Raw genomic sequence first — 22,262 nt, forward strand, 5'->3', positions numbered from 1 at the left:
CCCTCACAGCGATCTGACCCGCCCTCCCCCTTGCGCAGAAATTTCACGCTGAGTAACTCCCGATTTCAGGGCGGGCGATCAGCAGATCGGGGATCATCGCCTGGTCTTCGGGTTACCGAAACCACCATCGTGCTGCGCAGTCTTCTGACTGTGGTGTGGGCGGCAGAGCGCTTGCAAGTTCTCGTCCTCCCAATTGGTGCGATCACCATCAATGTGGTCGGTGTGCCGAGAGGCTCGGCTGCAACCCGACGCTTCACACTGCGGGTGATCACGGCGGTACTTCGCGGACCTGCGCAACCAGTCCTTGTCGTAGCCGAGCGCCTGCCTGGTTGGTCGCGGTCTGGCCTTCGGGCGGGGCCGGGGGATGTGGTGACGCGGGCAGCGGCCGCCGTCAGTAGCCCACTCGGGGCAGCCGGACGCTGTGCATTTCCTTCGTGACCGAACTGGCATGTGCCCGCCTGCAACGGTGTCGACGTGGTGGGCGATGTGATGTCCATGAGGACATGTGTCGCCGCGATAGGCGTGTTGCTGGTGCTGGCCGGATGCGGAGCCCCGGAGGCGGAGCAGGTGGATCCGTCGCAGCTGGATAAGCCGGGCAAGTTCGCATGCGACGACTTCGCGGAGGGCTATCAGTCCGCTCAGACCGGGCAGGCCCGCGTTGAGTTGGCGAACACCGTGAACGAATGGGCACCGAAGTCGCAGACCACGGGGCTGTCGGAGGCCGGCCAGGCACTGGGCGCCGCGTCGGACGCTTCGGCGAGTGCCTGGCAGCTCGCCGCGGATTCGTTCGCTCAGCGGTGCTTCGATGCTGGGTGGGAAGCCCCATAGCTGCTTGTGTATGCGGGGCCCGGAGACGCTTGTGCAGGTCTCCCTCCTGCGCGCCTCCGGGCTCCTCACCCGTATCGGAGTCGCGCCCCTAGGGTGCCTGGGTGATGGCCGCGAGTCGGTCGCTGGCCACCTGGTGGTAGTGCTCGGAGAGCTCTACGCCGACGAATGAGTAGCCCGCTTGCAGTGCGGCTTCTCCGGTTGAGCCGGATCCGGTGAACGGGTCGAGGATGGTGCCGGCTGTCGGGCAGATGCGAACCAGTTCGGAGAGCAGGCCGTCGACGGGCTTCTGGGTGATGTGACGTCGCTGGCGGCCGCCAGGCTGGCTCGCGGAGAACATTCCGGGCAGGTACAGCTCCCGAGTGCCGTCGTACGCACCGTTGGTTCCCCACAAGATGTACTCGCAGGCGGCACGGAAGCCGCCTCGGCGGGGGCGGTTCAGTGGCTTGTACCAGGTCATGGTCCCTTGCCAAGTCCATCCGGCGACCTGCAGCGCGTCGGAGGTGGCTGGTACTTGGCGCCAGTCGGTGAACACGAGTGCGTGTCCGCCTGGTGCAGTGACACGGAGGCACTCCGACAGGATCAGCGATAGCCAGGTTATGTACGACCGTTGATCGCGGTTGTCGCCAGTGAAGTCCTTGAGCTGGTGCTTCGCATCACTGGAGACGTACTTGCTGCGCGCGGTGCTGCTGCTGCGTTCGCTGTTCGTGCGGCCACCGGAGTTATAGGGCGGGTCGGTGATGACTGTGTCGACGCTGGCCGTAGGGAGTGTGTTGAGCACGGCGAGCGCGTCGCCATGGTGGACGGTTGCTGATGGCAATGTGGTGCTCTTCCTGGTGGCGGGAGCCCTCGCCGAGCTGGTGCTCGGGGGCTGTCGTTTGCCAACGAGGTCGGAAGCGCACGGCCGCCGGGAAGAACACCTCGTACAGAGAACGACCCCCGCGGCTGGCGGGGGCCGGATCGCGGAGACAGCTCCGCTTGGAAACAGCGTTACACGTAGTCTGACCTGCGGTCAAACGACGCGCCGTCGCGAGGCTGATCTACGGTCACCGCTCCGTGTGCGAAGTAGTCCCTGAGTGCTCGCGCGATAGCGATCGCGACTCGCTCTGTCTCGATGTCTGTCGGGACACCCTGAATGCGCAACTCTCGGCGGAACTGGAAGACGAACTTCTCGTCCGAATGATTCATCAGGTTGCCTCCCCAAGAGGTGCCTGCCACACGTAAGGCTGCTCGTAAGTGGTGCTCGCGGGACGTTCCATCGGCGCCTGGTCGGGCGGTGTGGCTGGGGTGCGGTCGTCGGCTGTGATGCAGTCCCGGCACCAGACGTCAGCGTGCCAGCGTACAGGGTGACGTCGTCTCGGTCGCAGTACTCGCAGGCGTCCCGGCTGGTCATGGGCGGATCTCAGCTGTCATGATCGCCACTCGTCGGGCGGCGTGTCACTCGAGGCCAGGGCAGCACCTGACGCACCTGAGCCCAGACGGTGCCCACCTCGTCGCCGTCCAACTTCAGGCGGCCGTGCTCGTCGCGCGCGAGGACCTCGAACGCCACATGACCAGCCGGGACGCCTTCATAGGTCGCGCCGTAGATGTCCGCAGGGTCGAGCCCATGGGCGCGCGCGAACTCGCCCAGCTCGGGGCTGTCCCTGAAGTCGCCGTTGCTGGCGTCAGGTAGGCGGCGGGGGCCATGGTTGTCAGCGTCGACCATCAGGCTGCCTCCCCCAACGGGCTCGTGCCGACCAGCTTGGCGCTGACGGGGAACGGGATCTGCGGGTCGACGTCGTCCGTGTAGTGACAGTCGAGGACGACCACCGTGCCGTGCAGGACCTTGCCGTCGGGGAGGTCGACACGGACGCTGGTGGTTCCGCCGCCCACGGACCAGCGACGCATCTCGTCCCAGGTGATGTCGGTGTGGACGTCCCACGTCCTGGGGAGCGGGATGAGGGTGCCGTTGAAGCCCTCGGTCAGGTCCTGCTCGATGTTGAGCTTCCCCGGCCTGGACTCGCCTGCGTTGAGTGAGCACTGGACGTCAATCATGGCTTCCATTCGAGTCGGTAGTCGGGGTGAGAGGCATACGGCAGGGCCAGGCGTGCCAGCACGTTCTCCGCTACGACCTGCTCGCCAGCATCGGTGATGACACCATCAGCGATCGGCGCCAGTTCGTCGATGATCTGCCGCTTGGCGTCCACGTCGACCAGGATGAACTCAGGCGTGTTGGTGTCAAGGTAGCGGCGAAACGTGGCCTTCCCGGTCCTCCGAGACAGGTTGAGCAGCACCGGGCCTTTCGCTACCTGGGTGGCCACCTCCTCGCGCTCGTCGAGGCGGACGCGGAGGAACGTGACCAGGTCATCCACGATCGACCTCCGTGTTCGGCACGATATCCACGTTGAACGGCACCATAGCGCCGTAGAACGAGATCCACACGTTGCCGTGAGCGGCGAGCGTTTCCAGGTCGCCGGGGTCCAGGGCGCAGCGGACCGAGAGCACGCGGCAGCCGATGGAGGACGACTCGTCGACGACGGCTTCGACGGGTCGTATGTCGCCTGTGGGGTCGCAACCGTCGGGTGGAGCGATGACCTGGCGGCGTGCACCCGGCCATACTGCGGAGTCGGGGATCGGGGTTACGCGCATCGTGGTCCGTTTCGGTTGTCGAGGTAGTTCACGATCTCGAGGAGGTCGTAGCCGCCGGGGCCACGGGTGATGTGTCCGCGGTGTACCCACTGGCGGAGGGTCACGGCCGACAGCTTGTGGCCGCTGCGGGCGAGCAGGGACAGTGCCACCGTGGCTGGTACGCGAGTCTTCGCGGTCATCGTTCCTCCTGAGCAGTCCTCAGCCTTGCAAGATCGATTCCAACGTACGGTCGGCCGCACCGCGCGCACGCGGCTTCATCGTGCACATGTTGCGCCCAATAGACAGGCCCGCCGCAGTATCTGTCGGAGCACATCGCGATCGGGTCGGGTGGCACGTCGCCGGCGGCCGCGCGCAGTTGGTGGTGCACCGAGGTGAGTTCGTCGTGCGCATCGTCGATCCAGGGTTGCTGGCACATCCACCCGACGTGGGTGCGGAGCATCAGCACCGCGCCACCGAGCGTGTCCGGGAGGTGCCACTCGGCTGGGCCTTCGTCGGCGAGGATCTGCGTCCAGCCGATGATCGTCCCGACTACGGGAACGGTGGTGTCCCACGGTGCTTCCGGTTCGGAGTCGTACATGCCGCCGTTGCTTGTGGAGCGCGGGTCGAACATGGCGATCACGTGATCGTCTGCTGGTGACGCTGAGGCGTAGCCGGGTGCCCCCCGTACGTGGCCACGTTTCTGTCGTTCGGGGCCCACGATTTCGAGGTAGGTCTCGATCGCGCCGAGCTTGCGGACCAGGTCGCCTTGACAGTGGTCGCAAGCGTAGGCGCCGAGATCGAGGACCGGATCGAGGACCGTGCAGGTGGTGACCATGCAGGTGCTCATGGCGACGGTGCTCCCGTCTGTCGTTTGCGGTTGCGACGGACGAGCCACATCTCGATCCACACCCACAAGTTCGCTGAGGCGATCACGGTGGCCGCGGCTGCGAGCCATGCAAGCCGCGCGCCGGGCGGGATAGCGCCGAGAGTGGCGACCATCGCGACCGCCATGACGAGCATTGCAGCGATCGCGGCGATTCGCAGGTGGCCGGTCATGCCTCCACCACACTCCTGTCACCGACGGTGCCGCCACGTGTGAACGGAAGCGGTGAGCGCCGCAACTCGTCGGGGACGCTGAGGTTGGCACGGATTCCGGAGTAGGCCTGCGAGGCGTTGCCCGAGAAGGTGCCGGTCTCAATGTAGTGGGCGACTGCGAGGAGGTCGTCGACCATCGGGTCGTTGTCGAGGATGCTGCGGGCGGCGCTGTACACGCAGGCTGCTCGCAGACACTGGGCTTCGTTCAGTGGGTCGGTGCCGGTCATCGGCGGGTTCCCCTTCCATCAATTCGCCGTGGGGTACGTGGTTGTGGTCGCGGGCCGGTGTTGCGCGTCTGCCGGAAGTGCAGGGCGCGGGCCTTCGCGCTCGATGGCGCCGGTCCCGTCGTTAGGAGGCCGGTGCCCTGCAGGTGCTCGGCCATTCCGGCGAACGCAGTGACGAGGTGGCGGTGGACGGCTGACTGCATCGCGCCGGCGAGCTGGTCGGCGAGCGCGAGGGTGGCGTCGATGCGGCAGTCGAGCTCGCGCAGGCCAGCGTCGTGGAGCTCCTCGACCAGCTCGTCGAGCTGCCAGGCTGTCGGGGGATCTGTGTCCCCGTGAAGCACCAGCGACAGGCCGTAAAGCAAGCGGAGCACATTCACCGGTGGCATCGGATCCGGGAGCTGTCCGGACAGCGCACGCTCCAGGCCACGGCGCCCCGACCCGGGCTCACGTATCGAGTCGTCGGTGCGGACCACCCAGGAGTTGTGACCAGTCGCGGCGGTGTGAGCTGCCGCCCACCCACGGCGCGCCGGTTCGTCGGTGAACGGGAGTGCGACAGCGGTGGCGGCCGCACTGTCGGCGGCCGCGCAGGTCCGGCACAGCAGCATGTAGAACGGTCCGTCAGGCATGGGCGTCGCCAGGCTCGGTCGGCGGTGGGCCAGCGGGGCGGCAGATCATGCACGAGTGGTCGAACTCGGTCGCCTCATGACACCGATCGACGCAGACCGCGCACCACTTGCTCGGCGACGGCTGGCCACACCGCGCGCACCCCCTTCTGCGTGCCGGGGTGCCGTGCTCCTCGCACCAGGGCTCCGGAGTGGGTTCGGGGACGCGGGGCGGGTCGAGTTCGGTTAGCGCTCTCCGGCACCGGTCTCCAGCTGTCTGCCCGCCCTGCAGTAGTGCCGCCAACGCCGCGTCGATGCGGGCATGGAGGTCGCCCACCTGTCCGGCGAATCGGCGTGCTGCGTCCTCGGGTGTCTCGCACAGGTTCACCGGTTCCTCGCGGCCCTCGGGGACACGCCAGGACTCCAGCAGAGCCACGGTCCTCACGTTGAGCTGAACCCTCGGATTGGGGTTGTTCCAGGTGGAGTCACCGGCAATCGCCCGGCCCAGCTGCTCACGCCAGTCTTCGGGGAGTTTGATGGTGGGCTGCTCAGGCACGATCGGTCTCCTCGGTCAGGTTGGTGACCGGCCGCATGGCCTGCTCGATCACTTCGGGCGATGTCGGGGTGTCCCCGGAGGACAAACCGGCCAAGGCGACATCCCGCTCTTCGCGGTAGCGGTCACGCATGCGGGCCAAGTTCTCGCAGCGACGCTGATAGTGCGCCTTCGTGGTCGCGATCTGCCGGTGCAGGTTGTCGACCTCCCGTCGGACGGCATCCCGCTCGGCGCGAACCGCGTCCAACGTCGTCCGCAGATCACCGATTGCGGAAACAAGGTCCCTTCGGTCAGTCATCAGGCGCCACCGCTCTCGACCTCGGCTGCGTTCGCAGTGAGCAGTTCGGCAATCCTGGTGGCGAGCGCCTTGGTGCGGTCATCGCTGGGGCCGACGTGGATAGTCCTGGTGGGCTCGGCGCCGGGCGTGGAGTCGTACCCGATGACGTACCAGCCGGTCGGGATGGGCGCGTCTGCAGGGACGAGGCTAGTTTCCCAATGCTGGACCTCGTCCACTGTGGACTGGCCGTTGGGTGTGTCGGTGTCGGTCACGGTGGTCCTTTCAGGTGGTGAACACGTAGTGCCGGTGGGTTTTGGGTGATCGGTCGCAGCGGCCACGGTCGGCGCCCTTGCCCCACGTCGCGGGCGGGCTCGCCAGCCGCCAGCGAGGGCGGCTGGGGTACTCGACGTTGACCCGGTCGGTCGCGGACGCCAGTGGCAGCGAGGTGCACACCCATGCCCGGTTTTCGGTGACCCGGGTGAGCACGAACTGGGGTTGGCTCACGGTTGGCTCCCTTCGCCTACCTCGCACCGCGAGGCGTGGTAGCCGTTCAGCCGGCGGCCGCGGGGATCGGTGCACGGCTGGCCGCGCCGGGCGTGGCACTTCGAGCACTCGCGGTGCCGAGGGTTGCTGCGGATCTCGCCCGGTTCGATGTCGCCGCCCGGCTTCCAACCGAACAGCCCGTCGCGACCGTGTTTGGCTCGGCGATTGGTCACGGCACTGCCCGCCGTTCCTCGAGGGCCTGGCGGACCAGCGCGCGGCCGCGGGCTGCGCGGTCCGAGCTTTCAGGGTCGTGGTCGCAGAGCTGGCGGCCGACGTAGCCGGTCTGGTCGCAGAGTCCGCAGCTGGCGATCGCGGTCGCGCGGTTCTGCGCGGCGGTGTGTGCTCGCACCTGCAGACGTTGCCGGGCCCAGGCGGCGGCGTGGCGGCGTGCGGCGCCGCATGCGCCGCAGGGGCCGACTGCCGGTGAGTTCCGATGGGCGGGGCACTGAGAGGGCGGGATCTCGGCGTCATGGTCTGCTGCCGTGGTGAGTTGCGTCGGGAACGGGACCACCACCCCTTGGTCATCTTTTGTGGATGGTCCGTGGCTGGTAGTACGACACCCAGGTGTCACCTCAATCGGTCCGGTTTGGCATGTCATTCCATCCGGAACACCGTTATCTGTCACCTGAAAGTCAGTTTCACGAGCCATAGCTGTGTCACCTGTTTCGGTCTTGTCCACAGGGGACGGACCGGATTGAGGTGACACGTGGATGTCACCTCGGTCCGCGTCGTCGCCTGACACAGCTGTGTCACCGGAGTCATCGGTCCGTGACGGCACGGACGCCGGTGCGCCGTCCAGCGCGATGAGCTCGACCCGGTCCAAAAGGTCGTCCGGGACCACCAGCCAGTACTCGTCCGTCTTGAGCGCTCCACCGCGGCCGCCACCACGAGAGCGGCGGTCGATGATCCTGTACTCGTCGCGCAGCACCGCGAGCCAGCGGATGATGGTGCGTTCGCTCTTGCCCGTGATCGCCGCGAGGCGGGGGTTGCCGGGCCTGACGCGTGTTCCGTCCGGATCCGCGTGCTGCGCGAGGATGCCGGCGATGAGCTTGATCTGCAGTGGCATCACCATGCGCTGCACTAGCCGCTCCCAGTTGAACCGAGGGAACGGCTGCAGCGGTGGGCTGGCGACGTCACCAGCGTCGGTAGTGGTCACTCCAGAACCCCGCTTTCCCCCAGATCTGGCGACGTGCCCTCCTGTCTCTCGGTCGCCCGTATTTGGGTCAGGACCGAGTCGAGGTCCTCGGGTGGGCAGCGCACCTCGCGTGGTGTGATGCCGTTCGCTTCGCCGACCACGCCGTACGCCTCGAGGATGGTGAGTAGGCGCGCCGCCTTCGCCCACCCGATGCGCAACTTGCGCTGCACCATGGCCTGCGAGCCGTGCTGGCTCACGATCAGCTGCTCGGCCACCCGGCACAGCAACTCGACCTCGTCGGCGTCCAGGCCCTCCGGCTCAGGCGCGTACGGGTCGACGTCGACGGGGTCCTCCACGGGCTCGAGAGCGCGCGGCTCGAACGGCAGCTCGTTCTTGCCGGTGCGCGCCTGGTACTCAGCCCGGAGCAAGTTGATCAACAGGTTCGCATCTGCGCTTCCGCCGGCGAACGCTTCGATCTGCGTAGCGCGCACCTGGCGCACGATCTCGCCGGTGTCGAGGTTGGTGGAGAAGCGGCTGCCCTCGACCACCATGAGGACGACGTGCCCACCCTTGGGTGAGTCGGTCAGCGCGTCGGTCAGGGCGTCGAGTCCGTTCACGTCGCCCTTGGGCAACGTGCTGGACAAGGTCACGCTCACGGGAACCTCCTACGTCTTCAGGTTTGGGTTACGACACAGCCCGCAGTGGCGCCAACTGCTCCAGGTAGGCGCCGAGCTCCGACATCGGCGTGCGCGGGCTGTGCATGGCTGCCAGGGCCAGCGGGACGATCGCCAGGCGTGGCGGCTCCTCGCGGCCCCACAGCACGAGGCGCCCCAGCAGTTGTCTCGGATCCAGATCGCGAACGTCGGTGATCAGCTGCAGCGCGTCGTCGACGGCGCGGTGGGCGTACCGGTTCGCGTCGTCACGCAAGATCACGGGACAGGCGTGGCGCTCGAGCCTGGCGAGGGCAGCGGCGTTCACACCGCACCGCCAGGGCTGGGCAGCGCGACCGCGTGGACCGTTGCCTGGACGGTTCCGTGACCGCGGTCCGACCAGTCGACGAGCCCGAGCTCGCGCAGCGTCCGCAAGTGGTGATGCGCGGTCGACACCGAAACGCTGGCCATGAGCGCGATCTCGCGCACTGACGGCGGTGGGCCAGCCGACGTCAACCGGAGCACCGTCAGCAGGACCACGGTGCATGTGTGCCCGATCGCGTCCGCGGGTCGGCAGCTCTGGCGGCTCCGACGGCGATGCCACTCAGCCATGTCGCCACCTCGCCGAACGAGCGAGGTCGACAGCCGGGGGCATCATGCCGTCGTCGGTGAGCCATACGAAGCCGTGGTGCAGTAGCACCGCGCGCTTGTGCGGGTCCTCCCACGACTCCACGCACCACCCAGCCTGGTAGTACACGGCGCGAGTGTTGGTCACCATGCCGTGGTGACCGGTGGTGCCGTCCCCGCACAGGTAAAGCACGTTCGAGGGCAGCCACGGACCACCCTGTCCTTCCCGCTTGCGGTGATGCATGGTCTCGCCGACGTGCTGACCGCAGATCTCGCACAGCCCGTTGCTGCGGCGCTCGACGAGCGAGCGGCACTTCTTCACGCTCATCGGTCGGCTCTTAGCTGCCACCGGAACCACCCGCCCTCACGCCGGTGCCGCTCGTGCAACCGCTGGTCCAACGTTGGCCATCACGGCGCCAGCGGCACAGGCCCGCTTTTCTTGCGGCCTGCACCGACCAGAACGAGCCGTCGGCCATGTGGCTGTCGAACGCCACCGCGCCGTCGTCGGACAGAGACACCAGGCAGCCGCATTTGCACCGTCCACCGATCAGCAACCGCTCAGCGAGCGCGTTCACTGCCGCCGCTGGGCCTTCGTGGTGCTCGACGTGAACCCGCGCTCCGCGATACGTGGCGCTCGCCCACCAGTCCGCCAGGTGCACGGGCACGTGGTCATGGAGGTAGCCGAACTCCAGTTGGGCGGCACCGGTGCGGCCCACCAGGTCTACGCCCGCGTGGAAGGCATCCTCATCCATGGTCATCACCTCCCTGCGCTGGCGTTACCTTGAGGGACGCGAGTTCGAGCAGGAACTTCCAGCCTTGCGGGTTGCTCTCGTCAGCGATCCACGCGTTGTCCGGCGGGTGGCCGGGGAAGGTGGAGTGCAGACCGGCGAACGGGCCGGTACGGGTGGCGCCACTCAGCACCTCAGTGCCGGTGACGCGCTCCCCTATCGCCCATGTCTTCTCGGGTACGGATGTCATCCCGCATCACTCCGCTGCATCGCCTTCAGCCGCAGCGCGGTCCAGCCTGCGCACAGGTCACCCGGTGTGCCGTCCGCTTTGTACGGTCGGCCGTCATGGATGGGCGGCTGGTAGTTCAGCGGCGACGCGGGCGTCGTCGCGCCGAACGGATGCTGCCAGTGGGTTGGCCGGCGCATTCCGCGGTGGCACCAGAACACGCTCCCGCTCTCGACGAGCGCGAGCAGCGCCTGCTCATCGGTTGCGGCGTCCGCGACGCCGCGGCGTTCGGGCGAGTTCGGCCGGTAGGCACAGTCCGGGCACATGCCCGCCTGGACGTCCGGTTCCAGATCGGTGCGTGGCGGTTGCTGCTCGAGGTCGAACACTGGCATCCAGCACGTACACCCGCCCGGCCCGCTCAGGGCAGATCCGTAACAGCAGGGGTCTTCGGCGTTGCCGACGTCCGGCCAGCTCTCTGAGCTGCTCGCGCCGTTGGGGCACAGGGACATCACAGGGCCTTTCCGGTGGGCATGTCGTCCTCGAACCACTCGGCGATGAGCGCGACCTCGGCGACACCCCACTGGTTGGGCAGCCGCATTTCGAAAGCCGCGCACATGCGAGTCCGGCCGGACTTGTTGGTCTGTTCGTCCCGAGTTGCTCCGTTACCCCGATACCCGAGCGTGCGCGGCCCGGTCATGGGGTGGGCGGCGATCGCGGAGCACCACGCCTCGAAGGAAACGCGCGGATGCGAGCGGGCCTCGACATTTCCCGAGACGGTGCCGAGTCCAGGCGGCACCGTCCACGACAGGGGCGCGAGCTTCCGCTCCTCGCCCAGTGTGACCAGCTCGGTGATCGCGGCAAGGCTGCGGCGCTGCCAGCGGCGGCGCTCGGCGTCAGTGGGCTGACCGAAGATGCTCATGTCGTCACCTGCCCGTCGACCAGGAGCAGCGCGGTGAACTCGTCGACGGTGAGCTCCGTGCTCGCGCCCTTACGCAGGCGGGCGGAGATCTCTGAGTGGACCTCGTCCGACAGGAACGGGTTGATCAGCTCGACGTTGACCTGGTGGTGCTCGTCGGTACGACCTTCGAGCGACGCGAACACGCTGTGAGCGAGGTGCCGCAGCGTGATCGATACCCGCTGAAGAGACCGTGCCCACGCCACGAACTCGTTCCACCCTCCTCCTGGCGCGTCGACTCCTATGAGCTGGACACGGACCGGGTCGAAGCCCGGCGCGATCGCTACGACGTGCTCGCCGAGGTTGTGCGCGGCCATGTGCATCACCACGAGCTGGGTTCGGGTGACGGCGGGATGCAGTGTGCTCATCACGACCACATCCCTGCGGTCAGTTGCAGGAACAGCAGCCACAGCACGCCGCCGATGGTGAGGAGCGCGCCGGCGGCCGCGACGAGCCCGATCGCGGCGGCGAGCACGATCAGCATCAGCTCGGAGCTACGGGAGAAGTGATTGCCCAGCTTGTTGACTGCATTGGGGGCCTGGGGCACCGAAGGCAGGACACGGATCGTCATCGCGCACCCCCCTGCGGCGCGTGACGACGATCCGCGTCCAAGCTGGTGGCCGCGTGCGGTGTGCAGAACGCGGCGCCGGGCACGTGCCGTAGCTGCCACACGGGCGCCTCGGCACAGTCCACGGTGGTGCAGCTCGACAGGGCGTCGACGGCCAGCCACGCGTCCGGGGACTGCTCGAGCAGCTGGCCGTCGGTGAGCTCACCGGCGGCCGGGAGGATCCGGGTCGTGTCGCCAGGGTCGTCGACGACGATCTCCGACACGTGCACCAAATGGCCGAAGCCGCCCGACTTGCCGTACACCACCGCGTTGTCGACCGGCAGGCCGCATTCCACGGAGCGAACGGCGTAGGCCATCGCGGCGGGGTTGCCGTCGGCGTTCATCCACGAGCCACCGGTGATCCGGTCCCACCAGTCCTCGATTCGGAAGGTCATCGTGATCCCGGTCCTTGTCGTGACGGTGACGTCCTGACCGGCCAGCTGGTGCGGTTCGGTGTGCAGCATCGGGTTGGGCCTCCGGTCGGGGCGTGCTTCGAGGACGACTGATGTGGAGCTCGCCGCGGATGCGGTAGCCCCAGTGGCGCGGGAGTGACGCGGTGGGCCGGCGGTGATCGTTCGGCCTGCTGCCTGCAGCAACACGCTGGCGTCGATGCCGGCGCACCGCTTTCGGTGAGCACCGGATTCCTCGAACCACCCTCGCCGCGCGGTCATTGGCCCGCCTCGGCCTTCTGCTCCTCAGCACGTTGATCTTCAAGCGAGATACCGAACTCGCCGTCCGTCCAGGTGTTCAGATAGGCCAGCGCGAGCTCGGCGGCCGCCGCGCGTCCGAAATACCATCCGTGGAGAAAGTCGGATTCGCGCTCCTCCTCCTTGGCGGCGCGAGCCTCATCGCGGTCAGCCATGAGCGTCCGCTGGTACCCCGCGAGGTTCTCCCGCAGTCGAGCGGCCGAAAGTCGGCTGCGGGTCTTGTTCAGGGCGGTCATCAGTTACCGCCCTGCGTGTTCGGGGGAGGCGTGGGTGCGACCGCGGTCGTGGTGTGGGTGGTCTGCTCGTCGACGGGGATCACGGGCTCGGCGCGGCATGCGCCGAGCGTGAGCACCGCGACCACCGCCGTGGTGGAGGCGATAGGCTGTCGGACGGTCACCAGATGTCCTTTCATTCGGGTTGGGGCGGCTTGGTGGCCACCTCGGGGCTCGGCGTCTGCAGCGCCGGGCCCCTCTTCTTCTGGGGTCACACAGCTGCGGGGATGCGGCTCCGGGTCTTCTTGGGCGGCTCGCCGCGCAGCCATCGGTCGACCGCTTCTCGGGGAATGGTGTGACGTGCCCGGGGGGCGGACTGGTAGCCCTCCAGGCCCTTTCGGCCCTGTGTGCGCTGGTAGGTCTGCACGGCCTTCAGGACCGTCTTGTGGTGTCGGCCCGCGTACTCGGCCACCTGGTGGGTCTGCATCCACTGTGGAACCGCGTTCATTCACACACCTGCCTTCGAGGACAGCAGTCGGTCGATGGGAACTCCGAGCACATCGGCGAACGCCTTAAGCAGTGGCGCCTGGGGCGTGTGCAGCCCACGTTCCAGGCGACCGATGTGCTGAGGCGTGACGTGGTGTCCGGAGGCCAGGCACCTTGCGGCCAGCCCGGGGCGGGTTAGGCCCGCACGCTCGCGCTCCTCCCGGAGCAGATCCGGGTCGAAGGGAAGCGTCAGTGCGTCTTTCGGCATGAGCCGAACGTTAGCGAACGTTGTGCGCTCATTCAACGATCTTCAGCGGAAAGTTTCCGAACGTGACTTGCGCGTTACCCTTGCCACGCTGCATAATGTTCGCTAACGTTCGCTTGGAGCAGGGATGACCGATGATGACCGGCGTTACTGGTTGGCCGAGTGCCTTGACCAGAGACGTATCGACCTCGACTTCTCCTGGGAGGAAGTAGCTGAGGGCGCGGGAATGACGACGGTCAACCTGCGGCGTATTCGCAACAACAAGGGCGGGCTGCCTGGGCGCACCAAGCGCAAGCTTCAGACCGCCCTGAAGCTCTGCGACGGGGCGATTGACAGCCTGATGGCCGGCTACCCAGGAAACCTCGAACCCGACAGTCCTGAGTGGAGGGACGCGGCGCTACAAGCGACCCGCGCACTGGCCGAGAGCGAACCAGAAGGCAGACCTGTTGTTGAGCTGAACCCGCAACGGATCCCGCTGTCCCAACTACGGGCGACGGTGGCGCAAATGAAGGCGCAACTGGAGGCCCTGGAAGCGCAGGTGGACGCATACACGGAGGACGAAAACTTACGTCCCCCTGGGTAACCATCCGGTCACGACTAGTGCACCAAGCGTAGCGCTGGGACCGCGCTCATCGACACTCCGTGATCCGGACATTTGAATTTTGGACTAAATGAGGAGCGGTATTGACTGAGCGCGACCGTCTCATCTCGGAGCTCGACGACATCATGCGGCGGGCCGAGACAGCTCTGCAGCGCCTGGAGGCGCGTCAGTGCACGACGGACAGGACTCCCGTCCGGCCGAAGTTGACCATCGTGAAGGGCGGTCTGATCGCGGCGATCGCCGTCTGCGGAGCGGCGGCGCGAATAACGGAGAAGGCGCGCAACCATCCAGGTATTGCCAGTAGTGCCGCGGCCGCCCTCGCCGTCGTCGCGGTGTCGACGGCGGTCTTCGTGCTGGGCCCTGAGCGCGATGACAGGACAACCGATCTGCCAGGCGCTCTGCCCGCCGAGCTCACGGTGTCCCCTCCCACTGGAACACCCGGAGGGGCGGCCGCTGAAATTCCCGAGCAACGAAACCGAAGGACACCGCAGCCCAGCACCGTGGCGTCCATGGTGTCGCCTGCCCCGAAGCCGCACGAGGTGCCGACAGCCAAGGTTGCGCCGAGCAGCTCGGTGATCCCGGTGCCTCGACAGCCGGCGGCGCCGCAGCCGAGCGCTGAGACGACCTCTCGTCCGGAACCCGCTCCCGTCGACGAGGAGCGCGAGGCCCACAGCGACCGCGGTGACACAGACGAGAACCGCAAAGGCAGCGGCGGCCGCGACGACAAGTACCGCAACGAGCGTGTGCGCTGCCTCGACGTGGAACCGAATCCAGCGGTGGATCGCAATGCTTGCGACTCTGCGGCTGGCGGCAGGTAAGGAGCGACGGTGGCCAGCACCGAGAAGCTGAAGTCGGGCCGGTATCGCGGGGTGTACCGCGATGCCGCCATGGTCAAGCGGTACACGCCGACGCAGGACCGCAAGCGTGACGCCTTGGCCGATGCGCGCGAAGCCGAGGTGAATGCGAAACGCACGGCGTCAGCCAGCAAGGGCACGCTGCCTGGACACACGACGTGGGAGGAGTGGCTTGAGGTGTGGTGGCCAACCCGGGACATCGAGCCCAGCACGGAGAAGAAGGAGCGGTACGCCGTGGCCAACCATCTGCTGCCTGGCTGGGGCGATTGGGAGTTGGCGCGGATCACTCAGCCGGACGTGCAGGACTGGGTCACGAGCCTGCACCGTCGCGCCGACAACCCGCTGTCGGGTTCGACCACGAGGCGGGTCTACACCATCTTCCGGTCGTCGATCTCCGCAGCAGTTCGCAAGGGCGTGCTGACCGGAACGCCGTGCGTCGACATCACGCTGCCACCGAAGTCGAAGGGTGGCGTCGAGCGGCTGTTTGACGAGCATGAGCTCGCAGCCATCCACGCGCACCTCGGGCCGGCCTACCGATTCGCCGTGGATTTCATCATCGAGACCGGCCTTCGGCCGGGAGAGTTCGCAGGGCTGCACTGGAGCCGGATCGACCGGCGTAACGGGTGGCTGACCGTACGCGACACGTACGACAAGACCGCTAAGCGCATCAAGACCTACCCCAAGGACGCAGAGGAGCGCTCCGTCCCGCTCACGTCCAAGGCGCTCGAGCTGCTCACCGAGTACGAGGCGCGGTACCCAACGACCCGCTCGACCTGCGGCCTCCCCCATCAGGCGGGCAAGTGCAAGTCGGACCTGGTGTTCCGGCAGCCGCGGAGCAAAGGGCCGATGGACACGCTCAACTTCAGGTTCAACTTCGTGAAGGCCCAGAGAGCGGCCGAAGTCACCCCGGTCGGACGCCCGTACGATCTGCGCCACGCGTTCGGTACCCGGCTCGCCGAGGCCGGTGTCGACCCGTGGGAGATCGCGCGGCTCATGGGCCACGCGACGCTGGAGCAGAGCGGCGACTACATCCACCGCACGAAGGCTGCGAGGATGCGCGTCCTGGCCGCGCTGGGTGACCCCACGACGACCGGCCTCAAGGCCGTCGAGGGTGACGCCGCAGACACCGAGAGGGGAGGTGATGCGGTGGCAGAACTGAAGCCAACTCGTCCCACCACAGTCCCACGCACAGGAAGTTAGAGGAGGTAGATCGGTGTTTATCCGTCGCCGTCGGGGGGTGGATGCGCCCGGCCGATCCGTGTTTCCCGCCGCTGGCGTAGCGTTGGCTCCCGTTGCGGCGGGCGTGGATAATCGCCGTCGCCACGCCACCACTGGCAGCACAGTTTCGTCTTCGGACCACGACAACACGGGGAACCCCGATCACATGAGCGCCGCTTCGCAAGCGCCCGTCACGCCGGCAACCGACGCACCGGCTGGCAACAGCCTCACCCACGCCCTGCAGCTCGCGCGCGCGGCCGTGCCCCCGATGCACCCGGCGGGCAGGCCATTCGTTCTCGGCGGCCTGGCGGCGACCCTGGTACTGCGCAAGTTCTCCAAGCGCCTCGGCGGCGTCGCCGCGCTCGGCACAGCCGCGACCGCGCTCTTCTTCCGGGAGCCGAAGCGGGTACCACCTCCCGGCACCGGCCTTGCCGTCGCCGCCGCCGATGGCGTCGTGTCCCTGATCGAAGAAGCCAGCCCGCCGCCCGAACTGGGACTGCCCGCCACGCCGCGGATGCGGATCAGCGTCTTCCTCTCGGTGTTCGACGTCCACGTGCAGCGCCTGCCCGCGACCGGCACCGTGCAGCGGGTCGCCTACCGGCCCGGCAAGTTCCTCTCCGCGGATCTGGACAAGGCCAGCGACGACAACGAGCGCAACTCGGTGCTCCTGCGTACCGAGGACGGTCACGACCTCGTCGTCGTGCAGATCGCCGGGCTCGTCGCCCGCCGGATCGTCTGCGAGATCGCCGAGGGCGAGCAGGTACGGGCCGGCGATACCTACGGACTGATCCGGTTCGGCTCGCGGGTGGATCTCTATCTCCCCGAGGGCAGCCGGGTCATGGTCAGCAAGGGGCAGCGCACCATCGGTGGTGAGACCCCGCTCGCCGCGCTGCCTTCGGTCGAGGCCGCGCCGACCGCGCCGACTCCGGAGGGCTGAGCAGTGATGGCGCGGACAACGCCAGGAGTCCGGTTACTACCGAACGCGATCACGGTCCTCGCGCTCTGCGCCGGGCTTTCCGCGGTTCAGTTCGCACTCACCGGCGACTACCTGCTGTCGATCGGCGCGATCGGCGTCGCCGCGGTACTGGACAGCCTCGACGGCCGCATCGCCCGGCTGCTCGACGCGACCTCCAGGATGGGCGCGGAACTCGACTCACTGTCCGACGCGATCTCCTTCGGCGTCGCACCCGCGCTGGTCCTCTACGTCTGGCAGTTCGACGGCGACCGGATCGGCTGGATCGCGGCGCTGATCTTCGCGGTGTGCATGATCCTGCGACTGGCCCGCTTCAACACGCTGCTCGACGACACCGAGCAGCCGCCGTACGCGAGCGAGTTCTTCGTCGGCGTGCCCGCACCGGCAGGTGGTTTGCTCGCGCTGCTCCCGTTGATCCTGGCCGAGCAGTTCGGTGCGGGCTGGTGGTCCTCGGGCGTCACGGTGTGGGTGTGGACGGTAGCCATCGCGGCGCTGCTGATCAGCCGGATCCCGACACTGTCGCTGAAGACCGTGAAGGCACCGGCCAAGGCGGTCGCACCGTTGCTCGTCGGCGTCGGTCTGCTCGCCGCGGCGATCATCCAGTACCCGCTGATCGCACTCGCGGCCGCTCTGGTGCTGTACATCGCGCACGTTCCCTACTCGGTGCGTCGCTACCACTGGCTTGCCGGACACCCGGAGGCCTGGGACGTGCCCGCAAGGGAACGCAGGGCTATTCGGCGTGCGCGCAGCCAGCGCAGGCTGGGACTGCGACCGCCGCTGCGCCGCAGGGTGGCAGGCGCCGCCCGCCGTGCCGTACGGATGCCCCGCCACGACGACCAGCATGTCGCCAGGGTGTCCCGGACTCATCCGCCCGAGCCGCAGGGACGCGCGGCCGAGCACGGCCAGAGGCGACGTAGCTGGCGACGTATCGGTCTGCGCCAACGCGGCAGGCAGGACTGACAGGCGCGGGCGCGCTTTACCGCACCCACGGCTCGGACGACGATAGTGTGGCGGGGTGACGTCCTCCCAGCAGCACTCGACCCCGCAGATCACGCTCACGGTCCGGCACACGCCATCCGCTTTGGACTCCCGGCGCGGGGTCGTGCGACTGCATCCCGAGGTACTCGACGCGCTCGGGCTACGGGCCTGGGACGCGGTCCGGCTGACCGGGGCGCGGGTCAGTGCGGCGTTGGCCGCGCCTGCCGATGCCAGTGGTCCGACCGGCGTCGTACTCGCCGACGACGTCACCATGTCCAATCTCGGGGTGACCGAGGGGACCGAGATCGTGCTCGGACCGGTCGAGGTCAGCTCAGCCAGAACCGTGACAGTGGCCGGGTCCCGGCTGGCCTCCACGTCGCTCACCCCGGCGACGCTGCGGCTGGCCCTGATCGGCAAGGTGCTCACCGTGGGCGACGCGGTTTCCCTGTTGCCGCAGGACCTGGCGCCCCCGCCCGGTGCGGATCTGCCCACCGCCCGCAGCAGGCTGTCCGGCGCCATCGGCATGACCTGGACCAGTGAGCTGCTGACGGTCACCGCGACCGAACCGGACGGCACAGTCGCTATCGGACCGTCCACAGTAGTCCAGTGGCGGGACGGCGCGGGCCGGGCTGAGGACGCTCGGCCCGCCGCCCCCGCCGCCCCTGCCGAGCAGGACGGCGGACGCCAGACTTCGGTGACCAGTACCCAAAATGCCATGGAGATCCTAGACGCGGAGCTCGTGGAGGACGCTCAGACCCCTCAGGCCCCTCAGGAAGCGGAGGACGCGGAGGAAGCGGTGCCGATGGCCGACCTCGCTGGTTCCGCCCCTGCTGCCCGCAAGCTCGCCGAGTGGTTCGACCTCGCCTTCCACCGGCCGGAACTGCTCGCCCGGCTGGGCACTTCGGGAAGGCTCGGGGTGCTGGTCTCCGGACCGGAGGGAGTCGGTAAGTCCACACTGGTCCGTGCTGTGGCCCACGCCGAGAACGTCAGGATCGTCGCGCTGACCGCACCGACCGTCGCCGTGCTCGGCCCTGACGCGGCAGCGGCGAAGGTGCGTGCGGCGATCGGCCAGGCACAGGAAAGCGATCAGCCCACCGTGCTGCTGCTCACCGACATCGACGCCCTGCTGCCGGCGAGCCAGCCGCCGCCAGTCGCCACTGTCGTCCTCGAACAGCTGCGCACGGCCATGAGCAGGCCGGGGTTCGCGGTGGTCGCGACCACAGCACATCCGGAGGCGGTGGATCCGCGACTGCGGGGTGCCGATCTGCTCGACCGTGAGATCGGCATAGCGCTGCCGGATGCGCGTGTTCGGGCGGAACTGCTGGCCGTACTGCTGCGCGAGGCGCCCATGGAACACGGGGCCGACCTGGCGGTCATCGCCGAGCGGACGCCCGGTTTCGTCGCCGCGGACCTGGTCGCGCTCCGCAGGGACGCGGCCCTGCGCGCCGCACTCCGGCAGCGGGACACCGCCGAACCCCGGATCTCCGAAGCGGATCTGCTGGAAGCGCTGGCCACCGTCCGCCCGATCTCGATGTCCACATCGGACACTTTGGCTACCGGCGGGCTGAAGCTGGACGACGTCGGCGACATGACCGAGGTCAAGCAGTCGCTGACCGAGTCGGTGCTCTGGCCGCTACGCTACCCCGACTCGTTCGCCCGGCTCGGCGTCGCTCCGCCCCGCGGTGTACTGCTCTACGGTCCGCCCGGCGGCGGCAAAACGTTCCTCGTGCGAGCGCTCGCCGGTACGGGTGCGCTGAACGTCTTCGCCGTCAAGGGCGCCGAACTGATGGACAAATGGGTCGGTGAGTCCGAGCGCGCCGTTCGGGAGCTGTTCCGGCGGGCCGCGGATGCCGCACCGTCGCTGATCTTCCTCGACGAGATCGACGCCCTCGCACCGCGCCGCGGCCAGTCCGGTGACTCCGGCGTCTCCGATCGCGTGGTGGCGGCCCTGCTCACCGAGCTGGACGGGGTCGAACCGCTGCGGGAAGTCGTCGTGCTCGGTGCGACGAACCGCCCGGAGCTGGTCGATCCCGCACTGCTTCGGCCGGGACGTCTCGAGCGACTGGTGTACGTCCCGCCGCCCGACCAGGAAGCCCGGGCCGACATCCTGCGTGCCAGTTCGCGGAACACACCGCTGGCCGGCGACGTCGACCTCGACGCCGTCGCGGCCACCCTCGACGGCTATTCGGCAGCGGACTGCGCTGCCCTGATCCGGGAGGCCGCACTCACGGCGATGCGCGAGTCACTGGAGGCGAAGGAGGTCACCGCGGCTCACCTCGCGGCGGCCCGCGATTCCGTGCGGCCGTCCCTGGACCCGGCACAACTCGCGGCCCTCGAGGCCTACTCGCAGGGGCGGTGACCGGCGCGCGGCACCGTTACTTGCCGCTCTTACCGCTCGACTTGCCGTAGTCGTTGGTCACGATCACGATCACACCGGGCGCGGAGTCCTTGATGCCGTCGAAGCGCGGCTCCGACCGCATCCCGAAGCTCGCGGCGAGGGCGTCGGCCGCGGTCTCCTCGTCGGTACCTGGCCGGTAGTACACCGTGGTGGTGGGGATGATCCCCGACGAATAGTTCGCGACCTGACCGACGTTCCAGCCCTGCCCGCGCAGGTCCTCCGCGGCCCTGCTGGCGAGGCCCTTGATGTTGCTGTTGTTGTACACGCGGACGCTGACCCACTTGGCCGAGGCCTGCCTGTCCTGGGCCGAGTCGGAACCGCCCGGCGCGGGCGGCCCACCCGGCTGACCTGGCTGCGGCTGACCTGATTGACCGGGCTGCCCCGGCTGACCGGACTGCCCCGGCTGTCCCGGTGCCGGTCCCGCCGTTCCGGAGGGTTCCCCGGACGTTCCCGGCGGTGTACTGGTGCCGTCTGGCCCGCTGGACGGCGAAGTACCGTCCGGCCCGCTGGTGCCGGGGTCGCTCGGCGAGCCGGGCACCGACGTCGCGGGCGGCGCGGCTGTCTCGTCCCCGTTACCGCTGGTCAACAGGGTCACCCCGCCGATAACGGCCGCAGCGGCCGCGACCGCGAGCAGGCCGACTCCCGCCGCGCGGGCCGGACGGGACACTCCACCGAAACTCATGACAGCTCGATCCCCAACCGGCGTGCCGCACGGGTGCGCTGGCGGCTGGCACGCATCTTCCGCAATCGCTTGACCAGCATCGGATCGGCACGCATCGCTTCCTGCTTGTCCATGAGCTGGTTGAGAATCTGGTAGTAGCGGGTGGAGGACATCGCGAAGATCTCGCGGATGGCCTGCTCCTTCGCGCCCGCGTACTTCCACCACTGACGCTCGAACGCCAGCACTTCCTGCTCACGGGGAGTGAGGCCCTCGGCCGCACCGGTGGCCGGCGTGGCAGCCCCTGACGGCGCGGACGGCGCGGACGGGGACGGCTGGTCCTGTCGGGCCGTCGACTCCGCAGCGTCCATCTGGCTCCTCGCAATCCGATTCGTAGGCGAGCGTGCTCGAATCACACAGCTGTGATTCCCGCGAGGCCATTAGATCACGGGCAGCAGTGTGTGCGCCGTCATCACACACGGCGCGTCACAAGCTCTTCTGTGCAGTAGTCAGGGCGTTCGGACGGGTTCGGTACTCGGATGATCCCCAGTTGCAGGTTCGGCTCAGGTCTATCAGAGGGGTCTGACTAAAATGCGCCGCGTGACCGTCCACGCCATCCGCATCGCCGGTGACCCAGTCCTGCACAACCCCACCCGCGAGGTGACCGGTTTCGACGAGGAGCTGCGCACCCTCACCGAGGACATGTTCGAGACGATGTACGCAGCGGAGGGCGTCGGGCTCGCCGCGAACCAGATCGGCATCGATCTGCGCGTCTTCGTCTACGACTGCCCTGACGACGAGGGCAACCGGCACAAGGGCCTCGTGGTGAACCCGCGCCTGGAGACCTCGGGAGCGCCCGAGACGATGCCGGACCCGGACGACGACTGGGAGGGCTGCCTGTCCGCCCCCGGCGAGTCCTATCCGACCGGCAGGGCGAGCTGGGCGAAGGTCACCGGCGTCGACCTCGAGGGACAACCGATCGAGGTCGAGGGCACCGGGTACTTCGCCCGCTGCCTGCAACACGAGACCGATCATCTGGACGGCTACATCTACCTCGACCGGCTTGTCGGCAGGCACGCCCGCGAGGCGAAGCGAATGCTCAAGCGCAACAAGTGGGGCGTACCGGGCAACAGCTGGCTACCGGAGTCCGCGAACATCGAACCCTAAAAGGCCAAAAGGGACAGAGCAGACAACTCTTATCCCTCAGGTAGATCGATCCGAATCGGGCTACTAGCCTGGCGCACCGCGTTCAGGCACC

At 68.1% G+C, this 22,262-nt stretch carries 40 protein-coding genes; 8 read left to right on the forward strand and 32 right to left on the reverse strand.

What is annotated here, in order from left to right; all coding sequences use genetic code 11:
- The first annotated feature begins 495 nt into the window (after positions 1 to 495).
- Positions 496 to 828: a hypothetical protein gene (locus D0C15_RS11540; RefSeq protein ID WP_162830036.1), complete on the forward strand. Its 333-nt coding sequence runs from the start codon at positions 496 to 498 to the stop codon at positions 826 to 828.
- A gap of 88 nt (positions 829 to 916) precedes the next feature.
- Here D0C15_RS11540 and D0C15_RS11545 read toward each other — a convergent pair whose 3' ends face one another.
- The 30 genes from D0C15_RS11545 to D0C15_RS11695 form a co-directional block, all read right to left on the reverse strand.
- Positions 917 to 1,645: a DNA-methyltransferase gene (locus D0C15_RS11545; protein WP_116043967.1), complete on the reverse strand. Its 729-nt coding sequence runs from the start codon at positions 1,643 to 1,645 to the stop codon at positions 917 to 919.
- Positions 1,646 to 2,227: 582 nt separating this feature from the next.
- On the reverse strand, positions 2,228 to 2,530 hold the full coding sequence (locus D0C15_RS11555) for a hypothetical protein (RefSeq protein ID WP_116043971.1): 303 nt from the start codon (positions 2,528 to 2,530) through the stop codon (positions 2,228 to 2,230).
- Positions 2,530 to 2,859: a hypothetical protein gene (locus D0C15_RS11560; RefSeq protein ID WP_116043973.1), complete on the reverse strand. Its 330-nt coding sequence runs from the start codon at positions 2,857 to 2,859 to the stop codon at positions 2,530 to 2,532. Before D0C15_RS11560 ends, D0C15_RS11555 begins: the two co-directional genes overlap by 1 nt.
- Positions 2,856 to 3,176, reverse strand: coding sequence for a DUF6221 family protein (locus D0C15_RS11565; RefSeq protein WP_116043975.1), 321 nt, complete (start codon positions 3,174 to 3,176; stop codon positions 2,856 to 2,858). The genes D0C15_RS11560 and D0C15_RS11565 overlap by 4 nt, the downstream gene beginning before the upstream one ends.
- Complete coding sequence (locus D0C15_RS11570) at positions 3,169 to 3,453, reverse strand: hypothetical protein (RefSeq protein ID WP_116043977.1); 285 nt, start codon at positions 3,451 to 3,453, stop codon at positions 3,169 to 3,171. The genes D0C15_RS11565 and D0C15_RS11570 overlap by 8 nt, the downstream gene beginning before the upstream one ends.
- Positions 3,444 to 3,632 carry a hypothetical protein gene (locus D0C15_RS11575; protein ID WP_116043979.1) on the reverse strand — a complete coding sequence of 63 codons (189 nt, stop codon included), beginning with the start codon at positions 3,630 to 3,632 and terminating at the stop codon, positions 3,444 to 3,446. Before D0C15_RS11575 ends, D0C15_RS11570 begins: the two co-directional genes overlap by 10 nt.
- Complete coding sequence (locus D0C15_RS11580; RefSeq protein ID WP_116043981.1) at positions 3,629 to 4,279, reverse strand: hypothetical protein; 651 nt, start codon at positions 4,277 to 4,279, stop codon at positions 3,629 to 3,631. Before D0C15_RS11580 ends, D0C15_RS11575 begins: the two co-directional genes overlap by 4 nt.
- A complete protein-coding gene (locus tag D0C15_RS11585) occupies positions 4,276 to 4,488 on the reverse strand; it encodes a hypothetical protein (RefSeq protein WP_116043983.1) in 213 nt (70 codons plus the stop codon). The genes D0C15_RS11580 and D0C15_RS11585 overlap by 4 nt, the downstream gene beginning before the upstream one ends.
- Entirely contained in the window at positions 4,485 to 4,754 is a 270-nt protein-coding gene (locus tag D0C15_RS11590; protein ID WP_116043986.1) for a hypothetical protein, read from the reverse strand. The genes D0C15_RS11585 and D0C15_RS11590 overlap by 4 nt, the downstream gene beginning before the upstream one ends.
- Positions 4,751 to 5,377 (reverse strand): hypothetical protein, encoded by a 627-nt coding sequence (locus D0C15_RS11595; protein ID WP_116043989.1) that lies wholly within the window; start codon positions 5,375 to 5,377, stop codon positions 4,751 to 4,753. The genes D0C15_RS11590 and D0C15_RS11595 overlap by 4 nt, the downstream gene beginning before the upstream one ends.
- On the reverse strand, positions 5,370 to 5,909 hold the full coding sequence (locus D0C15_RS11600) for a hypothetical protein (protein ID WP_116043991.1): 540 nt from the start codon (positions 5,907 to 5,909) through the stop codon (positions 5,370 to 5,372). The genes D0C15_RS11595 and D0C15_RS11600 overlap by 8 nt, the downstream gene beginning before the upstream one ends.
- Positions 5,902 to 6,204 (reverse strand): hypothetical protein, encoded by a 303-nt coding sequence (locus D0C15_RS11605; RefSeq protein WP_116043993.1) that lies wholly within the window; start codon positions 6,202 to 6,204, stop codon positions 5,902 to 5,904. The genes D0C15_RS11600 and D0C15_RS11605 overlap by 8 nt, the downstream gene beginning before the upstream one ends.
- A complete protein-coding gene (locus tag D0C15_RS11610) occupies positions 6,204 to 6,455 on the reverse strand; it encodes a hypothetical protein (protein ID WP_116043996.1) in 252 nt (83 codons plus the stop codon). The genes D0C15_RS11605 and D0C15_RS11610 overlap by 1 nt, the downstream gene beginning before the upstream one ends.
- A 10-nt stretch (positions 6,456 to 6,465) precedes the next feature.
- Entirely contained in the window at positions 6,466 to 6,687 is a 222-nt protein-coding gene (locus tag D0C15_RS11615; RefSeq protein ID WP_116043999.1) for a hypothetical protein, read from the reverse strand.
- A gap of 208 nt (positions 6,688 to 6,895) precedes the next feature.
- A complete protein-coding gene (locus D0C15_RS11625) occupies positions 6,896 to 7,882 on the reverse strand; it encodes a helix-turn-helix domain-containing protein (RefSeq protein WP_116044004.1) in 987 nt (328 codons plus the stop codon).
- Positions 7,879 to 8,517 carry a DNA translocase FtsK gene (locus D0C15_RS11630; protein WP_116044006.1) on the reverse strand — a complete coding sequence of 213 codons (639 nt, stop codon included), beginning with the start codon at positions 8,515 to 8,517 and terminating at the stop codon, positions 7,879 to 7,881. Before D0C15_RS11630 ends, D0C15_RS11625 begins: the two co-directional genes overlap by 4 nt.
- A gap of 28 nt (positions 8,518 to 8,545) precedes the next feature.
- Positions 8,546 to 8,839, reverse strand: coding sequence for a hypothetical protein (locus D0C15_RS11635; protein WP_116044008.1), 294 nt, complete (start codon positions 8,837 to 8,839; stop codon positions 8,546 to 8,548).
- Positions 8,836 to 9,123: a helix-turn-helix domain-containing protein gene (locus D0C15_RS11640; protein WP_116044010.1), complete on the reverse strand. Its 288-nt coding sequence runs from the start codon at positions 9,121 to 9,123 to the stop codon at positions 8,836 to 8,838. The genes D0C15_RS11635 and D0C15_RS11640 overlap by 4 nt, the downstream gene beginning before the upstream one ends.
- A complete protein-coding gene (locus D0C15_RS11645; protein WP_116044013.1) occupies positions 9,116 to 9,466 on the reverse strand; it encodes an HNH endonuclease in 351 nt (116 codons plus the stop codon). Before D0C15_RS11645 ends, D0C15_RS11640 begins: the two co-directional genes overlap by 8 nt.
- Positions 9,467 to 9,476: 10 nt before the next feature.
- Entirely contained in the window at positions 9,477 to 9,890 is a 414-nt protein-coding gene (locus tag D0C15_RS11650) for a hypothetical protein (protein WP_116044015.1), read from the reverse strand.
- On the reverse strand, positions 9,883 to 10,116 hold the full coding sequence (locus D0C15_RS11655; RefSeq protein ID WP_116044017.1) for a hypothetical protein: 234 nt from the start codon (positions 10,114 to 10,116) through the stop codon (positions 9,883 to 9,885). Before D0C15_RS11655 ends, D0C15_RS11650 begins: the two co-directional genes overlap by 8 nt.
- The gene (locus tag D0C15_RS11660; protein ID WP_116044020.1) at positions 10,113 to 10,478 is read right to left on the reverse strand and encodes a hypothetical protein; all 366 of its coding nucleotides are present in this window, start codon (positions 10,476 to 10,478) and stop codon (positions 10,113 to 10,115) included. Before D0C15_RS11660 ends, D0C15_RS11655 begins: the two co-directional genes overlap by 4 nt.
- 122 nt (positions 10,479 to 10,600) lie before the next feature.
- On the reverse strand, positions 10,601 to 11,011 hold the full coding sequence (locus tag D0C15_RS11665) for a hypothetical protein (protein WP_116044022.1): 411 nt from the start codon (positions 11,009 to 11,011) through the stop codon (positions 10,601 to 10,603).
- A complete protein-coding gene (locus D0C15_RS11670; RefSeq protein ID WP_116044024.1) occupies positions 11,008 to 11,415 on the reverse strand; it encodes a hypothetical protein in 408 nt (135 codons plus the stop codon). The genes D0C15_RS11665 and D0C15_RS11670 overlap by 4 nt, the downstream gene beginning before the upstream one ends.
- Positions 11,415 to 11,618, reverse strand: coding sequence for a hypothetical protein (locus D0C15_RS11675; protein WP_116044027.1), 204 nt, complete (start codon positions 11,616 to 11,618; stop codon positions 11,415 to 11,417). Before D0C15_RS11675 ends, D0C15_RS11670 begins: the two co-directional genes overlap by 1 nt.
- Positions 11,615 to 12,118, reverse strand: coding sequence for a hypothetical protein (locus D0C15_RS11680; protein WP_162830037.1), 504 nt, complete (start codon positions 12,116 to 12,118; stop codon positions 11,615 to 11,617). The genes D0C15_RS11675 and D0C15_RS11680 overlap by 4 nt, the downstream gene beginning before the upstream one ends.
- Before the next feature lie 203 nt (positions 12,119 to 12,321).
- Positions 12,322 to 12,597: a hypothetical protein gene (locus D0C15_RS11685; RefSeq protein WP_116044031.1), complete on the reverse strand. Its 276-nt coding sequence runs from the start codon at positions 12,595 to 12,597 to the stop codon at positions 12,322 to 12,324.
- Positions 12,597 to 12,758, reverse strand: a complete 162-nt coding sequence (locus D0C15_RS34090; RefSeq protein WP_162830038.1) for a hypothetical protein — start codon at positions 12,756 to 12,758, stop codon at positions 12,597 to 12,599. The genes D0C15_RS11685 and D0C15_RS34090 overlap by 1 nt, the downstream gene beginning before the upstream one ends.
- Positions 12,759 to 12,844: 86 nt before the next feature.
- Positions 12,845 to 13,081: a hypothetical protein gene (locus D0C15_RS11690; RefSeq protein ID WP_116044033.1), complete on the reverse strand. Its 237-nt coding sequence runs from the start codon at positions 13,079 to 13,081 to the stop codon at positions 12,845 to 12,847.
- Positions 13,082 to 13,327: a helix-turn-helix domain-containing protein gene (locus D0C15_RS11695; protein ID WP_116044035.1), complete on the reverse strand. Its 246-nt coding sequence runs from the start codon at positions 13,325 to 13,327 to the stop codon at positions 13,082 to 13,084.
- A 124-nt stretch (positions 13,328 to 13,451) separates the two neighbouring features.
- On the opposite strand from D0C15_RS11695, the gene D0C15_RS11700 reads away from it, so the two are divergent.
- From D0C15_RS11700 to D0C15_RS11725, 6 genes are all read left to right on the forward strand, one after another.
- Complete coding sequence (locus D0C15_RS11700) at positions 13,452 to 13,907, forward strand: hypothetical protein (protein WP_116044038.1); 456 nt, start codon at positions 13,452 to 13,454, stop codon at positions 13,905 to 13,907.
- Between the two features lie 101 nt (positions 13,908 to 14,008).
- Positions 14,009 to 14,743, forward strand: a complete 735-nt coding sequence (locus tag D0C15_RS11705) for a hypothetical protein (protein WP_116044041.1) — start codon at positions 14,009 to 14,011, stop codon at positions 14,741 to 14,743.
- A 9-nt stretch (positions 14,744 to 14,752) separates the two neighbouring features.
- Positions 14,753 to 15,979 (forward strand): tyrosine-type recombinase/integrase, encoded by a 1,227-nt coding sequence (locus D0C15_RS11710; protein WP_116044043.1) that lies wholly within the window; start codon positions 14,753 to 14,755, stop codon positions 15,977 to 15,979.
- A 184-nt stretch (positions 15,980 to 16,163) separates the two neighbouring features.
- Positions 16,164 to 16,934 (forward strand): phosphatidylserine decarboxylase, encoded by a 771-nt coding sequence (locus tag D0C15_RS11715; protein ID WP_116044046.1) that lies wholly within the window; start codon positions 16,164 to 16,166, stop codon positions 16,932 to 16,934.
- A gap of 6 nt (positions 16,935 to 16,940) precedes the next feature.
- A complete protein-coding gene (pssA, locus tag D0C15_RS11720; protein WP_116044048.1) occupies positions 16,941 to 17,930 on the forward strand; it encodes a CDP-diacylglycerol--serine O-phosphatidyltransferase in 990 nt (329 codons plus the stop codon).
- A 55-nt stretch (positions 17,931 to 17,985) separates the two neighbouring features.
- Positions 17,986 to 20,307, forward strand: a complete 2,322-nt coding sequence (locus D0C15_RS11725) for an AAA family ATPase (protein ID WP_116044050.1) — start codon at positions 17,986 to 17,988, stop codon at positions 20,305 to 20,307.
- A gap of 16 nt (positions 20,308 to 20,323) precedes the next feature.
- Here D0C15_RS11725 and D0C15_RS11730 read toward each other — a convergent pair whose 3' ends face one another.
- Both D0C15_RS11730 and napA read right to left on the reverse strand, forming a co-directional pair.
- Positions 20,324 to 21,028, reverse strand: coding sequence for a LytR C-terminal domain-containing protein (locus D0C15_RS11730; RefSeq protein WP_116044053.1), 705 nt, complete (start codon positions 21,026 to 21,028; stop codon positions 20,324 to 20,326).
- The gene (napA, locus tag D0C15_RS11735) at positions 21,025 to 21,375 is read right to left on the reverse strand and encodes a nucleoid-associated protein NapA (RefSeq protein WP_116044055.1); all 351 of its coding nucleotides are present in this window, start codon (positions 21,373 to 21,375) and stop codon (positions 21,025 to 21,027) included. The genes D0C15_RS11730 and napA overlap by 4 nt, the downstream gene beginning before the upstream one ends.
- Positions 21,376 to 21,604: 229 nt before the next feature.
- On the opposite strand from napA, the gene D0C15_RS11740 reads away from it, so the two are divergent.
- Positions 21,605 to 22,171, forward strand: a complete 567-nt coding sequence (locus D0C15_RS11740; RefSeq protein ID WP_116044326.1) for a peptide deformylase — start codon at positions 21,605 to 21,607, stop codon at positions 22,169 to 22,171.
- Positions 22,172 to 22,262 lie beyond the last annotated feature (91 nt).

The organism is Amycolatopsis palatopharyngis, assembly GCF_003385185.1.
In the GTDB taxonomy this organism is placed as follows: Bacteria; Actinomycetota; Actinomycetes; order Mycobacteriales; family Pseudonocardiaceae; genus Amycolatopsis; species Amycolatopsis palatopharyngis.

Bases quoted from the DNA above. Each gene is read 5' to 3' on its own strand.
- D0C15_RS11555 (WP_116043971.1), bottom strand. From the start codon at position 2,530: ATGGTCGACGCTGACAACCATGGCCCCCGCCGCCTACCTGACGCCAGC.
- napA (WP_116044055.1), bottom strand. From the start codon at position 21,375: ATGGACGCTGCGGAGTCGACGGCCCGACAGGACCAGCCGTCCCCGTCC.
- D0C15_RS11560 (WP_116043973.1), bottom strand. From the start codon at position 2,859: ATGATTGACGTCCAGTGCTCACTCAACGCAGGCGAGTCCAGGCCGGGG.
- D0C15_RS11570 (WP_116043977.1), bottom strand. From the start codon at position 3,453: ATGCGCGTAACCCCGATCCCCGACTCCGCAGTATGGCCGGGTGCACGC.
- D0C15_RS11675 (WP_116044027.1), bottom strand. From the start codon at position 11,618: ATGACGATCCGTGTCCTGCCTTCGGTGCCCCAGGCCCCCAATGCAGTC.
- D0C15_RS11590 (WP_116043986.1), bottom strand. From the start codon at position 4,754: ATGACCGGCACCGACCCACTGAACGAAGCCCAGTGTCTGCGAGCAGCC.
- D0C15_RS11730 (WP_116044053.1), bottom strand. From the start codon at position 21,028: ATGAGTTTCGGTGGAGTGTCCCGTCCGGCCCGCGCGGCGGGAGTCGGC.
- D0C15_RS11685 (WP_116044031.1), bottom strand. From the start codon at position 12,597: ATGACCGCCCTGAACAAGACCCGCAGCCGACTTTCGGCCGCTCGACTG.
- D0C15_RS11580 (WP_116043981.1), bottom strand. From the start codon at position 4,279: ATGAGCACCTGCATGGTCACCACCTGCACGGTCCTCGATCCGGTCCTC.
- D0C15_RS11605 (WP_116043993.1), bottom strand. From the start codon at position 6,204: ATGACTGACCGAAGGGACCTTGTTTCCGCAATCGGTGATCTGCGGACG.
- D0C15_RS11585 (WP_116043983.1), bottom strand. From the start codon at position 4,488: ATGACCGGCCACCTGCGAATCGCCGCGATCGCTGCAATGCTCGTCATG.
- D0C15_RS11650 (WP_116044015.1), bottom strand. From the start codon at position 9,890: ATGGATGAGGATGCCTTCCACGCGGGCGTAGACCTGGTGGGCCGCACC.
- D0C15_RS11700 (WP_116044038.1), top strand. From the start codon at position 13,452: ATGACCGATGATGACCGGCGTTACTGGTTGGCCGAGTGCCTTGACCAG.
- D0C15_RS11690 (WP_116044033.1), bottom strand. From the start codon at position 13,081: ATGAACGCGGTTCCACAGTGGATGCAGACCCACCAGGTGGCCGAGTAC.
- D0C15_RS11645 (WP_116044013.1), bottom strand. From the start codon at position 9,466: ATGAGCGTGAAGAAGTGCCGCTCGCTCGTCGAGCGCCGCAGCAACGGG.
- D0C15_RS11665 (WP_116044022.1), bottom strand. From the start codon at position 11,011: ATGAGCATCTTCGGTCAGCCCACTGACGCCGAGCGCCGCCGCTGGCAG.
- D0C15_RS11540 (WP_162830036.1), top strand. From the start codon at position 496: ATGAGGACATGTGTCGCCGCGATAGGCGTGTTGCTGGTGCTGGCCGGA.
- pssA (WP_116044048.1), top strand. From the start codon at position 16,941: ATGGCGCGGACAACGCCAGGAGTCCGGTTACTACCGAACGCGATCACG.
- D0C15_RS11695 (WP_116044035.1), bottom strand. From the start codon at position 13,327: ATGCCGAAAGACGCACTGACGCTTCCCTTCGACCCGGATCTGCTCCGG.
- D0C15_RS11640 (WP_116044010.1), bottom strand. From the start codon at position 9,123: ATGGCTGAGTGGCATCGCCGTCGGAGCCGCCAGAGCTGCCGACCCGCG.
- D0C15_RS11715 (WP_116044046.1), top strand. From the start codon at position 16,164: ATGAGCGCCGCTTCGCAAGCGCCCGTCACGCCGGCAACCGACGCACCG.
- D0C15_RS11680 (WP_162830037.1), bottom strand. From the start codon at position 12,118: ATGCTGCACACCGAACCGCACCAGCTGGCCGGTCAGGACGTCACCGTC.
- D0C15_RS11575 (WP_116043979.1), bottom strand. From the start codon at position 3,632: ATGACCGCGAAGACTCGCGTACCAGCCACGGTGGCACTGTCCCTGCTC.
- D0C15_RS11595 (WP_116043989.1), bottom strand. From the start codon at position 5,377: ATGCCTGACGGACCGTTCTACATGCTGCTGTGCCGGACCTGCGCGGCC.
- D0C15_RS11655 (WP_116044017.1), bottom strand. From the start codon at position 10,116: ATGACATCCGTACCCGAGAAGACATGGGCGATAGGGGAGCGCGTCACC.
- D0C15_RS11670 (WP_116044024.1), bottom strand. From the start codon at position 11,415: ATGAGCACACTGCATCCCGCCGTCACCCGAACCCAGCTCGTGGTGATG.